Annotated in this window: 10 protein-coding genes and 3 tRNA genes; 10 read left to right on the forward strand and 3 right to left on the reverse strand. The window is 67.3% G+C overall.

From position 1 onward, the window contains the following. The 4 genes from VGC18_RS10345 to VGC18_RS10360 form a co-directional block, all read left to right on the forward strand. A partial coding sequence (locus tag VGC18_RS10345) for a lytic transglycosylase domain-containing protein (protein ID WP_331096991.1) occupies window positions 1–762 on the forward strand: 762 nt, incomplete at its 5' end. 80 nt (window positions 763–842) lie between these two features. Then, a tRNA-Tyr gene (locus VGC18_RS10350) sits at window positions 843–924 on the forward strand. Window positions 925–1,012: 88 nt separating this feature from the next. Further along, window positions 1,013–1,816 (forward strand): inositol monophosphatase family protein, encoded by an 804-nt coding sequence (locus VGC18_RS10355; RefSeq protein ID WP_331096993.1) that lies wholly within the window; start codon window positions 1,013–1,015, stop codon window positions 1,814–1,816. Window positions 1,817–2,007: 191 nt separating this feature from the next. After that, the gene (locus tag VGC18_RS10360) at window positions 2,008–2,925 is read left to right on the forward strand and encodes a M23 family metallopeptidase (RefSeq protein ID WP_331096995.1); all 918 of its coding nucleotides are present in this window, start codon (window positions 2,008–2,010) and stop codon (window positions 2,923–2,925) included. Between the two features lie 2 nt (window positions 2,926–2,927). Here VGC18_RS10360 and VGC18_RS10365 read toward each other — a convergent pair whose 3' ends face one another. Then, window positions 2,928–4,631: a glycoside hydrolase family 13 protein gene (locus VGC18_RS10365; protein WP_331096997.1), complete on the reverse strand. Its 1,704-nt coding sequence runs from the start codon at window positions 4,629–4,631 to the stop codon at window positions 2,928–2,930. A 154-nt stretch (window positions 4,632–4,785) separates the two neighbouring features. On the opposite strand from VGC18_RS10365, the gene VGC18_RS10370 reads away from it, so the two are divergent. The 4 genes from VGC18_RS10370 (at window position 4,786) to VGC18_RS10385 (ending at window position 6,718) form a co-directional block, all read left to right on the forward strand. Then, a tRNA-Thr gene (locus VGC18_RS10370) sits at window positions 4,786–4,857 on the forward strand. 29 nt (window positions 4,858–4,886) lie between these two features. After that, window positions 4,887–4,960, forward strand: a tRNA-Met gene (locus VGC18_RS10375). A gap of 93 nt (window positions 4,961–5,053) precedes the next feature. Then, on the forward strand, window positions 5,054–5,863 hold the full coding sequence (locus tag VGC18_RS10380; protein ID WP_331096999.1) for a helix-turn-helix transcriptional regulator: 810 nt from the start codon (window positions 5,054–5,056) through the stop codon (window positions 5,861–5,863). A gap of 60 nt (window positions 5,864–5,923) precedes the next feature. After that, complete coding sequence (locus tag VGC18_RS10385) at window positions 5,924–6,718, forward strand: SDR family NAD(P)-dependent oxidoreductase (RefSeq protein ID WP_331097001.1); 795 nt, start codon at window positions 5,924–5,926, stop codon at window positions 6,716–6,718. A gap of 86 nt (window positions 6,719–6,804) precedes the next feature. On the opposite strand, the gene VGC18_RS10390 is transcribed toward VGC18_RS10385, so the two are convergent. Continuing rightward, window positions 6,805–7,737: a LysR family transcriptional regulator gene (locus VGC18_RS10390; protein ID WP_331097003.1), complete on the reverse strand. Its 933-nt coding sequence runs from the start codon at window positions 7,735–7,737 to the stop codon at window positions 6,805–6,807. A gap of 71 nt (window positions 7,738–7,808) precedes the next feature. Between VGC18_RS10390 and VGC18_RS10395 the strand changes: the two genes are divergently transcribed. Next, on the forward strand, window positions 7,809–8,714 hold the full coding sequence (locus tag VGC18_RS10395; RefSeq protein WP_331097005.1) for a DMT family transporter: 906 nt from the start codon (window positions 7,809–7,811) through the stop codon (window positions 8,712–8,714). Beyond that, window positions 8,711–9,517 (forward strand): NAD(P)H-binding protein, encoded by an 807-nt coding sequence (locus VGC18_RS10400; RefSeq protein ID WP_331097007.1) that lies wholly within the window; start codon window positions 8,711–8,713, stop codon window positions 9,515–9,517. Before VGC18_RS10395 ends, VGC18_RS10400 begins: the two co-directional genes overlap by 4 nt. A 57-nt stretch (window positions 9,518–9,574) precedes the next feature. Here VGC18_RS10400 and VGC18_RS10405 read toward each other — a convergent pair. Then, a partial coding sequence (locus VGC18_RS10405; protein WP_331097010.1) for a lamin tail domain-containing protein occupies window positions 9,575–12,534 on the reverse strand: 2,960 nt, incomplete at its 5' end.

Raw genomic sequence — 12,534 nt, forward strand, 5'->3', positions numbered from 1 at the left:
GGAGGCATCATGCGAATCGCGCGGATCGTCCTCGTCTCGGCCGCCTCCGTCGTCGCGGCGGCCGCGATCGTGACCTCGATCGTCCTGCTGTCGGCCCCGGAGAAGGCCGGTCATCGGACGACGACGGATGCGCTGCCCGCCTTCGCGACGGCGGCCCCGCTTGAGCGCGCCTCCGCGCCGGTGGGCCGAGGGGTCGCCGGCCTCGCGGACTCCGACTGGATCGCCGGGGCCGCGGCGGCAACGAGCATCCCGGCGAGGGCGCTGCAGGCCTACGCCGGAGTGGCGATCACGATCGAGGACGCCGGGAGCGGCTGCGGCATCGGCTGGAACACGCTGGCGGCGATCGGCGAGGTCGAGTCCCGCCACGGCACCATCTTCGGGGGAAAGATCGACTCGAACGGGCTCGTCAGCCCGCCCGTCTACGGGGTTCCGCTCGCCGGCGGGGCCGTGGCGAACGTCCCCGATTCCGACGGCGGCACGATCGACGGCGACCCGACGATCGACCGCGCGGTCGGGCCCATGCAGCTCATCCCGGACTCCTGGCGCAACTGGCACGTCGACGGCAACGGCGACGGCGTCGAGGATCCGCAGAACATCGACGACGCCACGCTCGCGGCGGCCCACTACCTGTGCAGGGCCGGCGGTCAGAAGCTCGGGTCGGAGGACGGCTGGCGCACGGCGGTGCTCGCATACAACGGGTCCCGGCAGTATCTGACCGACATCATCCGCTACGCGACCGCGTACTCGAAGGATGTCCGCTGACGGCCGATTTCTCAACCTCCGTGGACCCTGTATCCTTGGACGAGCGTTCCGCAGGATGAGTAAACTTGATGGGCGCATATGGCAAGTTACCCAAGTGGCCAAAGGGATCTGACTGTAAATCAGCCGTCGTAGACTTCGGGGGTTCGAATCCCTCACTTGCCACAGATCGCAGTGATGACATGGGCCCGGTTCCTTTGAGGAACCGGGCCCATGCGCGTTTTCCGTACGTCGAGAGGCAGAAGGCATCACCATGGACGGCACCACCGAACTCCTCGGGCTCGCCCGCGAGATCGCCCTGACCGCGGGGGAGCTCGTCGCCCGCCGCCGCGCCGAGGGGGTGGAGGTCGCCGCGAGCAAGTCGTCGACCGAGGACATCGTGACCTTCGCCGATCGGGAGAGCGAGGCGCTCATCCGCTCCCTCCTCGCCGAGGCGCGCCCCGACGACGGCTTCCTCGGCGAGGAGAGCGGGGCGGATGCCGGCAGCAGCGGCCTGACCTGGGTGGTCGATCCCATCGACGGGACGGTGAACTTCCTCTACGGGATCCCGCACTACGCGGTGAGCATCGCGGTGGTCGAGGGGGAGCCGGAGCCGACCACCTGGTCGGCGCTCGCCGGGGTCGTGGTCAACCCCGCTAGCGGCGAACTGTTCACGGCGACGGCCGGCGGCGGGGCGTTCCTCGGCGATCGGCGCATCCGGGTCGCACCCCCGGTTGAGCTGTCCCAGGCCCTCGTCGGCACCGGGTTCGGCTATCTCGCCGAGGTGCGGACGGAGCAGGCCGCCGTCGTCGCCGGCCTCATCCATCGGGTGCGGGACATCCGGAGGATGGGCACAGCCTCCCTCGACCTCTGCGCCGTGGCCTGCGGCCGGCTCAACGCCTACTACGAGCGCGGGCTGCGCCCCTGGGATCACGCGGCGGGCGCGCTCATCGCGGCGGAGTCCGGCGCCAGCGTCGGCGGCCTGCGCGGCGCCCCGGCTTCGCAGGCCTTCACGCTCGCGGCGGAGCCCACCGTCGCGGCCCGGCTCGAAGAAGTGCTGCTCGATCTCGTCGGATAGTTGTCCCGGAGCCGGTCCTTCGCCTATTCTTTATGAATTCGTTATAACCGTGACCCTGTCACACCGAGAGTCGTTCCGACGGTTTGCTCCAGCCCGGCATCATGCCGTCACCAAAGGATTACCCGCTGTGTTCTCTGTTTCCGAAGCGCGTGTCGTGACGCTTCGGCCTACCCTCCGGCAGGTTCGATAGCGTGACGGTCAGCGGCGGAACCCTCGACTCGGACGGCCTGGAGAAGGCGCCCGAGCCGGGGCACACGCAGATCGATCGGCCCTTCCCCTCCCGTCGTGAGCTTCGGGAGCGCGAGGTGGCCGTATCCCGCCGTTCGGCGTCGCGGCGGATGTCCGACTCGGGGCAGGTCCAGCCGCGGCAGCAGGCATCCGCCCGTCGCCGGGGCTGGAAGCCGAGTCGCAGCCTCTTCCAGAAGGTCGTGACCCTGAGCGCGATGTTCGGGGTCGCCGCGCTGCTCGTGGCGACGTCGTTGCCGGCGAACGCCCTGCATGGCGGTGAGGCGGCGGCAGCCGCGACCAGCGACGCGGGCGGCGTGCGGCAGTCGACGCAGTCGCTCGCCGTCGACAAGAAGGTCGTCGATTCGGCGCCGACGCGGGATGCCTACACGGTGGTCGCCGTCGTCGAGCAGGTCCATTTCGTGCCGACCAACGGAAGCTTCCTCTACACCAACGACCCGAACGGCACGATCCAGTGGCCCTTCCCCGTCGCGGTGCCGATCAGCAGCGGGTTCGGTGCCCGGCACGTCGCGGGCTGCAGCTTCTGCTCGACCTTCCATGAGGGCGTCGACTTCACCCCCGGTACGGGAACGGCGATCGGGGTCATCGCGGACGGCGTCGTGAGCGAGGCCAGCACCGCAGGACCCTACGGCAACCACGTCCTGGTCGACCACGTGATCAACGGCCAGAAGGTGCAGAGCCTGTACGCCCACATGCTGGCCGGCTCGATCAGGGTGGCCGTCGGCCAGGCGGTGACGGTGGGCCAGGAGCTCGGCCAGGTCGGCAGTACCGGCGAGGCGACGGGTCCCCACCTCCATCTCGAGGTGCATCTGGACGGCACGCCAGTCGATCCCTTCGCCTGGCTGAAGGCCAACGCGAACTGAGGTCAGGCGCGCAACCACACGGTCGTGTCGCCAGGGAGTCGCCCGGCCTCGCCGAGCGGTTCGGAGGCCAGCAGCACCTCCCCGGTGGGCAGCGGGACCACGGCCTCGCCGATGTTGGCGATCACGATGATCGCACCGGTACGGAAGGCCACCACGTCGTCGCCGAAGCCGGACAGCCATTCGAGAGCGCCCATGCCCAGGCCGTGCTCGGCACGGAGCGCGAGGGCGGCCCGGTACAGCTCCAGGGTGGAGCCCTCGCGGCCGCGTTGCCGGTCGCGGGCATAGTCGTGCCAGTCCGCCGGCTGAGGGAGCCAGCTCTTGCCGGAGGGGCCGAAGCCGTATGAGGGCCTGTCCGCCTCCCAGGGGATCGGCACGCGGCATCCATCCCGTCCGTAGCGTTCGTGCTTCGTGCGGAACCAGGTGGGATCCTGGCGCGCGGAATCGGGCAGGTCGATGACCTCGGGCAGGCCGAGCTCCTCGCCCTGGTAGAGGTAGGCGCTGCCGGGGAGGGCGAGCATGAGCGCGGTCGCGGCGCGAGCGCGGCGCAGGCCGAGCTCCCGCACCGGCTTGCCGAGGGATTTCGGCCCGATGCCGTGCCCCTGGGGGTTCTCCGCCGTGAGCGCCAGCCGGGAGGCGTGCCGCACGACGTCGTGGTTGGAGAGCACCCAGGTGCTCGGGGCGCCGACTCCGGTGAAGGCGGCGAGCGAGGTCGTGATCACGGAGCGGATCGCCGGTCCCTGCCAGGGGGCCTCGAGATAGGCGAAGTTGAAGGCCTGCTGCATCTCGTCGGGGCGCACCCACTTGGCGAGCTCGGACGGCGGGTCCACCCAGGCCTCCGCGCAGAGCACCCGATCGCCCTCGTACTCCCCGAGGACCGAGTGCCAGTCGCGGTAGATCTCGTGCACACCCTCCTGGGCCCAGTACGGCGGGGTCGGTGGATCGACCTCGGCGTCCGCCTTGATCTCCGGCTCGAGGCCGAAGGTGCCTCCGCCCATGCTGCCGGCGGTGCTGCCGTCCGCGGCCACGGGAGGCGTGTAGTCGGGAAGGCCCTTCGCCTTGATCAGGCCGTGCGCGACATCCACCCGGAAGCCGTCGACGCCGCGATCGAGCCAGAAGCGCAGGATGTCCCTGAACCGCTCGCGTACCCACGGGTTCTCCCAGTCGAGGTCGGGCTGTGAGACGTCGAAGAGGTGGAGGTACCACTGGCCTGGTCTGCCGTCCGGCCGGGTGACGCGGGTCCAGGCCGGACCGCCGAAGACCGACTCCCAGTTGTTCGGCGGCAGCTCGCCGTGTTCGCCCTTACCGTCGCGGAACAGGTATCTGGCCCGCTCCGGGCTGCCCTCGCCGGCCGCGAGCGCCTCCCGGAACCAGGCGTGCTGGTCGGAGGTGTGGTTGGGCACGAGGTCGACGATGAGCCGCAGCCCCAGCTCGTGGGCCCGCCGCTCCATCGTCTCGAAGTCGGCGAGCGTGCCGAAGATCGGATCGACGTCGCAGTAGTCGGCGACGTCGTAGCCGGCATCCTTCTGCGGCGAGGTGTAGAACGGCGACAGCCAGATCGCGTCGACGCCGAGCTCGACGAGCGCGGGCAGCCGTTCCGTGATCCCGATCAGGTCGCCCAGCCCGTCCTGCCCCATGCCGTCGGCGAAGGATCGCGGATAGATCTGGTAGATGACGGCGGAACGCCACCACTCGGAAGCCTTAGTCATGAAAAAACCCTAGGGCATGGTCCCGTCGGCCTCGCCGTGCGGGGATGCCCGGATGCGCGGAAGCCGGTTTGGGGGACGGCACGGCGGGCTCGCGCGCAGATGCTATTCTCGAACGGTGCCAAAACGGCGTCGGGGTGACCCGTGTGCCGCTTTCGCCCCCTTAGCTCATTGGTAGAGCACTTCCTTGGTAAGGAAGAGGTAGTGGGTCCGATTCCCACAGGGGGCTCTCGTAACCCGGTTCGCCGGTTACGTCCCGGCGGGGTAGCTCAGGTGGTTAGAGCACACGGCTCATAATCGTGGTGTCGCGGGTTCGAGTCCCGCCCTCGCTACAGTAAATGCTGGTCAGATAGCCGTTTCGGTCGGTTTTTCTTGTCGGTTGACCCCGGGCTGATTGCCAGTTTGGCCTGCCGATAGAATCTGGCATGCCCAGTCCTCATCTACTCGGCGACTACTTGAGAGCCCGCCGTGAGCTTCTCCGTCCTGACGACGTGGGGCTTCCCGAAGGCCCAGGGCAGCGCAGGGTGCCTGGCCTCCGCCGATCCGAGGTGGCGATCCTCGCGGGAATCAGCACCGAGTACTACGTCAAGCTCGAGCAGGGTCAGGAAACCAGTCCAACGGGCCAGGTGCTCGCCTCGTTGTCGCGGGCGTTGCAACTGGACGCTGCTGCAACCTCGTACCTGCATTCGCTCGCTCGTCTCGACGAGAGGCCAAAGCCGTCGCCATCGTCGTCCGCGGTTGAGCGCACGCGTTGGCTCATCGAATCCTGGCCAATGACTGCGGCGATGATCCTCGATCGTCACAATGACATCGTTGCGACCAACTCGCTCATGTCCGCATTGGTCCGCGGCTACCAGCCTGGTCGTAACAGTCTCGCCGTCTTGTTGCTCGATCCCGGCATGCGTGACCTCTACGTCGAGTGGGAGGGTCTGAGTATGCGATCGATCGCCCTGATGCGCGCGCGAGTGGGGCTGGACCCGGACCATGCGCGGGTCCAGGAACTCATGGCGCAATTGACCAAGGAGAGCGCCCGATTCAGAGAGCTTTGGCACCACGACATCGGGGGGATGACCGAGGGCACCCATCCGATGCGCCACCCGGTGGTGGGATCACTCTCACTCCACTACGCTCACCTGCCTTTGGGCGGTGCTGAGGACCACTCGATCTTCCTGTACTACGCCGAGCCGGGCACGCCCTCCGAGCGTGCCCTCGCCGAGTTGGCCTCAGGGGGGTAGCGGCAGTACTAGCCGCAGCCCGGGCACGCTTAGTGCGAGCGGCGACCCTAGTCTCGCCCCATGGATCTGGGACTGTCGGGAAAGGTCGCCGTCGTCACCGGCGCAAGCAAGGGAATAGGCCTCGCGATCACGCAGGGGCTCGTGGCCGAGGGAGCACGGGTCGTCGCCGGTTCGCGGTCGTCTTCACCTGAGCTCGATGTGCTGGTCGCAGCCGGATCGGTTGTCTTCGAGAGTGTTGACCTGTCGGTACCGGATGCACCGGCACGGCTCGTTGCGCGATCGTCCGAGTTGGGCGGACTGGACATCCTGGTGAACAATGTGGGCGCGGTCGCGCTCCGGTTCGAGGGGTTCCTTGCCATTACGGACGAACAGTGGCTGGAAACCATCAACCTCAGTTTTCTCGCGGCGATGCGCACCACACGAGCCGCCATACCTCTTCTCATTGAACGAGGTGGCGGCAATGTCGTGACGATTGGATCGGTCAACGCATTCCTGCCCGACCCGCCCGTGGTCGACTACTCCGCAGCGAAAGCCGCCGTCTGGAACCTGTCCAAGGCGCTCTCCAAGGAGTTCGGTGCCCAAAGAATTCGCTTCAACACCATCAGCCCGGGACCGGTGGCGACGCAGCTTTGGCTAGGCGACGACGGCGTCGCGGCAACAGCGGCCAGAAACATGGGTGTTGATTTCGATACCGCCCGCGACCGGGTCGTTGCCAGCCAGGGCGGTTTCTCGACGGGCCGGTTCACGTTGCCGACGGAAGTCGCCGACCTCGCCCTCATCCTCGCGAGCGATCGTGCGGGCAATGTCACAGGATCCGATTTCCTCATCGACGGCGGACTCATCAAGACCCTCTGAGGCACGCATGGCGAAGAGCGTCATCGTCATCCACGGCCTCTGGATTCACTCGGCCGCCGGGCACCGTGGCAGAGTCTTTCGAGCACCTAGCCCATCGCGCTCGACGGGTGCGGGAGTGCGCGCTCCGCTGAGCGCGTGATCGCTTCGCGTATTCGGTTGAGCCCGGCATCCGCAGCAGATGCGCTGCGAGAGGCGAGAACCATGTGCCGGAAGATCGGGTTCGCAAGCTCCAGAAGTCGAACGTTCACTGCAGCCTCACTAGCCGCGAGTTCGGGAACGAGGGCGACGCCGATGCCCGCGGCAACCAGCGAGAGCTGCACCCGGTAGTCCGTGGCTTCGGCCACGGTGTGCGGTTCAAAGCCCGCGACATCGGTGGCTCGATGGACCATGTCGAAGCACGTCCACTCGCGACCTGGAACGATCCAGTCATGCCCGGCGAAGTCAGCCAGTCTGGCTATCGCGGTGTCCTTCGTCGGCAGCTGACTATCGCTGATCGCGAGGTAGACCTTCTCGCTCCGGATCTGTGTGAGGTCTAGGCCGACCCCCGCGATGGGTGGCATGTTCGAATAGCGGTGTGCCACTGCAAGCTCGACCTCCCCTGACGAGAGCGCGGGAAGCGCGTCGCTCGGTTCCATCTCGATGAGACGGAGTTCGATGCCGGGTCCTTCGCCGGTGGCGAGTTCGTGCCAGGCTTCGGGGATCACGGCCCGTGCCACCGACGGGAATGCGGCGATCCGATAGGTGCCGATCGCTCCATCGCGAAGGGCCGTGGCCTCCATCTCGGCAACGGTGAGCATGTCGACAATGGCGCTGCCATGGCGAGCGAGCAGTCTGCCCGCCGGGGTGACGACGATGCGCCGCCCCTGACGTTCGGTGAGCTGCACGCCGATCTCCCGTTCGAGGGCGGTCAGTTGCATGGAGATGCCGGGTGCCGTCAGGTGAAGCGACTTCGAAACGGCGGCAATCGTTCCCAGGCGATCGAGCTCTGCGAGCATGTTCAGTTTGCGGATATCTAACACATAGCCAGGCTTATCTTAATGCGAATAAAAAGTAAATAGACATTAGCTATTAGGGAGCGCAGGCTTCGGCTATGACGTCAATTCGCGTGCTGGCTGCAGGGCTGGGGGTCGTATTCCTCTGGGCGAGCGCTTTTCCGGCGATCCGGATCGCGGCTCCGGAGCTCGGCCCGGTCGGCCTGTCTTTTGTGCGCATCGTTGTCGCGACGATCACCCTGCTCGTATTCGCGCCGATCGGCAAGGTGCGTCCGCCCGCTGCTCGCCATATCCCGCTGATACTGCTCTGCGCGTTCTTCGGCATGACGGCGTACCAACTGCTCCTGAACACCGGTGAGGTGTTCGTGCCGGCGGGCACGTCCAGCATCATCGTTGCGGCAGCGCCGCTCGTCTCGGTCGGCATCGCCGTGGTCGCGTTCAAGGAGCGACTGAGCGCCGTGCGCGTTGCGGGAAGCATCTGCGCCGTCGCCGGAGTGCTGGTCGTCTGCCTGGCTCGAGCGGGCCTCAGCCTCAGCGCGACCGTGTGGATCGTCGTGGGCGCCATGGTCGTGCAGGGGATCTATCACCCGCTCTCTCGCCTGGTGCTTCGCACCTACTCCGCTCTCGAGGTCGCGACCTACATGATGGTGGCCGGCGCTGTGATGACAGTGCCCTTTGTGCCGTTCGGCTGGCACCAGCTCGTCACGGCGCACCATGAAGGATGGCTGGCCGCCATCTATCTCGGCGTTCTGCCCTCCGCCGTCGGATTTGTGCTCTGGGGCTATGCGGTCGGCAGATTGCCGGTCGTCACATCCACCTCCCTCCTCTACCTCGTTCCCGCGGTCGCGGTCCTGATCTCATTCCTCTGGCTCGGGGAGATCCCCCTTCCGGTCGAATACCTCGGCGGCGCCATCGTCATCATCGGTGTCGCTGCGGTCAGCCTGGGTGACCGTCTTCTCGCGCGTTCGCAATCACGAACTCATCACCACGGAGGTACCACATGAACACATTCCTCGTCCTCGGGGGCACCGGGAAAGTCGGAGGTCGGCTGACGCGGGTCCTTCGTCGCTCAGGCAACGCGGTTCGGGTGGCCAGCCGTACGACGGGCGACGTCTTGTTCGACTGGCACAAGCCCGAAAGCTTCCGTGCTGCATTCGACGGCGTCGACGGCGTTTTCATCGTCGGTCCAGGATCGGCCACAGACTGGTCCGGGATTCTCACCAGGGTGCTGGACATCGCCCATGCGGCAGGCGTCAAGCATGCGGTGTTCCTTTCAGCACGAGGAGTCGAATTCCTCCCGGACGGAGCTGTCGCGAGAGCAGAACGCGCATTGATCGCAGGCCCCGTCGCATGGACGATCCTGCGCCCGACACACTTCGCCCAGAACTTCACTGAGGCGATGTTCGTGCCACAGAACGACGTCGTCATGCCCCCCGTCGGGAGTGGCGCGGAACCTTTCGTCGACGCCGAAGACATTGCCCTGGTCGCCGCAGAAGTGCTTACCGGTGAGAAGTGGCTCACCGAGACCATCGAGATCTCCGGTCCGGAAGCCGTCACCTTCGAAGACGCGGTCACGATTCTGGGCTCGGCGTCCGGTCGCTCCCTTCGATTTCAGGATGAGCCGCTTGAGCTGTACGCCGTGAGACTGCGTGAGGCCGCGACCCCGGAGGGATACATCACGTGGCGGCTGGCCATGCTCGAAGGCATCCGCCAGGGACAGGACGCGTATCTGAGCGACGGGATCCAGAAAGTGCTCGGCCGTCAGGGCACATCCTTCTCGGACTGGGCCGCTCGCGAGGCCGGATGAGCCGACCCAACGTGGCCACGATCGAGTGCAGGGAACCCGTTGCCCTGCCGCCTTCTCCTAACTGCGCCGGCGCCTGGTGCGGCGCGCGAGGAGCGATACGGCACCGAGCAGCAGCAGGATGGCGCCCGCGGCGAGCGCCGACTGCGGATCTGCACCAGTGGAGGCGAGGATGCCGCGCACCGTGAGGGCCACGGTCGCGACGATCGTGGACGGATCCGCGGTCGGGGAGATCGTGATCGTGTGTTCACCTGCGGCGGTACCCACCGGAATCGTCACGATGAGGGTCAGTGTGCCCGACGAGCTCGCCACGCCCTTGCCGAGGAAGACCGGAGCGGAGTGGAGGTCGGCCTCGTACCCGGTGCCCGGTGTGAGGCCTGTGACCGTCAGCGTGAGCGCCTGGCCCGGAGTCGCGGTCGTCACGGAGAGGGTGGCGACGGGCGTGGGCACGACGACCGGGATGGTGCCCGCCCACAGAGAGTGCCCGAAGCGGTTGCCATCATCGGTCCACAGCACCTGGCGCTGACCGTCGACCGTGGTCGAGACCGGTGCGACGGCGAAGCCCTCCAGGTTGTAGTTCGGGAGGTTCGCGGGACGGGCGTAGTAGTGGTCGACCGTGAAGTGTCCGTCGGTGCCGATCTTCAACAGGCCCGTCGCGTTGCCGCAGGTGTTGTCGCAGTGCGCCCAGATCTCCCCGAGGTCGGGGTCGAACTGGGCATCCATGACGCCGAGCAGCCCGCTCGAGACGTCTGCGACCCGCGTGAAGCTGTGATCGCTGCTCAGCGCATAGGCGATGAGGTGCCCTGTCTTCTCGACCGCTCCGAAGAACAGGCCCGGCAGAGCCTTGCCCGGGTAGTCGGCCGGGTCGTACAGCGCGCCGGCGTCGGTGCGGAAGCCCTGGCTCACCAAGAAGCTATCCGGCACATACGTGACGCCCTCGAAACCCAGGTTCGCGTCGGCAGCATCCGTGGGAGCGAAGCCGAGGTCCGATGTCAGCACCCACTGCTCGGTGGCGGTGAGAGTGGCATCCGCGGAGGTCGGATCGAACCTGAGGATCGAGTCGAGGGGCACGTTCGAGTTGTCGTTGTCACGCTCGGTCGTGACGTAGAGTGCACCGTCGGGTCCGACCGTCAGCCCCTCGCTGTCGGGTGCACCGGTTCCGCCGGGGAAACGGATGTCTTTGCCGGCGGCCCAGCCGTTGGCGGTGTCCTTGACCCAGGTGCCATCGGAGTTCAGCAGGCGGTAGACGTGGCTCTTGTTCTTCACCGCGTACAGCACGTTCGCGTTTGCCGGATCGAAGGCGAGACCGCTGAGGTCCTGACCGGACTCCGTCGTCACCCACGAGCACTGCGCATCGATCGTGGCCGGGCTCGGGTCGCCGGGCCAGGTGAGAGCCGAAGTCGGCACGGTGCCGGGGGCATCGCCCGAATCCTCGGTCTGGCAGGGCGCCTCGGGGGCCGCGCCGGTCGTGAGCGGGGGTACGCCGTCGGCGCAGGCGTTGACGTTGGAACCGCCGAAGCTCGCGCTCGGCACCTCGAGAAAGGCGTTCGAGCCGTCGGGACAGGCGGCGAGGGCCTTATAGGTGTGGTCGACGTTGACACCCTCGTCGACGCCGGCCTGGCCCGCGAGGTAGTCCAGCTCGTCGACGAGCGTGCCGTCCGGCGTGTAGACCTTCACGGCGTCACCACCGCTGCTGAGTCCCGCCGTCGACTGGAACACGCCGTAGCCACCCGCCGGGATGCTCGTCGAGAGCACGCCATTCACGTACAGGCCGGCCGAGAACACCGCGGCCGACATTGCCGGACCGCTGTCCACCTGCCTCCACCCGTCGAGACTCACGGTGTGGGTGCCCGTGTTGTAGAGCTCGATCGCATCCGACATGGTCGGCAGCGGTGCGAAGCCGATGCCGTCGTTGTCCGAGGTGATCTCGTTGATCACGACGTCGGCGTAGTTCGGGTCCGTCGGGGGTGGCGGCGTCGTTCCGCCACCAGGAGCGGTGTGGACGGTGGATGCCGCGTGGATGCCGAAGCTCGAAGCGCCGGGTGAGCCGACCGCGCCGTGCGCGCTGGTCCAGCTGGCCTCGGAGTCTCCCGCCGTCGAGATCGTCCAGCCGGTCGTGTCCGCCTTCGCGCCGAGATGCGCCGCGTCGACCCAGGCCGAGACACCCTTGGCCGAGAGGAAGCCCGACGCGTAAGTCATCGAGTCGGCCAGAGCATCGGCCGCGTTGTAGAGGTACATCGTCTTCGGACCCTTGCTGAGGGCGGTCGAGCCGTCGTTCACGACCTTCACCGAGTCGGAGAGGGCCCATTCAGCGCGGAACTCGGCCGGCGTGAGGTCAGTCACGATCGCCGACTCGCCCGGAGCGAGGACGCCGAAGTCCGACAGCGACACCGGGCCGGGCGCTGCGGCCGTCGTGGTGTACGACCATCCCGCCATGTCCGTTGGCGTCCGCCCGACGTTCGTCACCTCGACATACTCGCCGTCGCCGTTCGCTCCCGCGGCCAGGCCACCGTAGGCGAACTCCGTGATGGCGACGTCGGGCGCGGCCGTCGATCGCGAGGAGAGGGTCGAGATGCCCGGCGAGCCGACCGACTTCGTGGCGCTGGTCCAGCTGGCCTCGGAGTCTCCCGTCGTCGAGATCGTCCAGCCGGTCGTGTCCGCCTTCGCTCCAACATGCGCCGCGTCGACCCAGGCAGAGACGCCCTTGCCAGAGAGGAAGCCCGACGCGTAAGTCACGGAGTCCACCGTGGTGTTGCCCGCGTCGTAGAGGTAGATCGTCTTCGGGCCCTTGCTGAGGGCGGTCGAGCCGTCGTTCACGACCTTCACCGAATCGGTGAGGCCCCAGTCGCTGCGGAACTCGGCCGCCGTGACGTCGGTGACGATCGCCGACTCGCCCGGAGCGAGGGTTCCGAAGCCCGACAGCGACACCGTGCCAGGGGCCGCTGCGGTTCCGTACGCCCATCCCGTCATGTCCACCGGCGACGAGTCGAGGTTCGTGATCTCGACGTATTCGCCATCAC

The sequence above is a fragment of the Lacisediminihabitans sp. genome (assembly GCF_036404185.1).
Lineage (GTDB): Bacteria > Actinomycetota > Actinomycetes > Actinomycetales > Microbacteriaceae > Lacisediminihabitans.

Excerpts from the sequence above, each read along its gene's own strand:
- VGC18_RS10355 (WP_331096993.1), top strand. The coding sequence starts at position 1,013 with ATGGACGGCACCACCGAACTCCTCGGGCTCGCCCGCGAGATCGCCCTG.
- VGC18_RS10365 (WP_331096997.1), bottom strand. The coding sequence starts at position 4,631 with ATGACTAAGGCTTCCGAGTGGTGGCGTTCCGCCGTCATCTACCAGATC.
- VGC18_RS10380 (WP_331096999.1), top strand. The coding sequence starts at position 5,054 with ATGCCCAGTCCTCATCTACTCGGCGACTACTTGAGAGCCCGCCGTGAG.
- VGC18_RS10385 (WP_331097001.1), top strand. The coding sequence starts at position 5,924 with ATGGATCTGGGACTGTCGGGAAAGGTCGCCGTCGTCACCGGCGCAAGC.
- VGC18_RS10395 (WP_331097005.1), top strand. The coding sequence starts at position 7,809 with ATGACGTCAATTCGCGTGCTGGCTGCAGGGCTGGGGGTCGTATTCCTC.
- VGC18_RS10400 (WP_331097007.1), top strand. The coding sequence starts at position 8,711 with ATGAACACATTCCTCGTCCTCGGGGGCACCGGGAAAGTCGGAGGTCGG.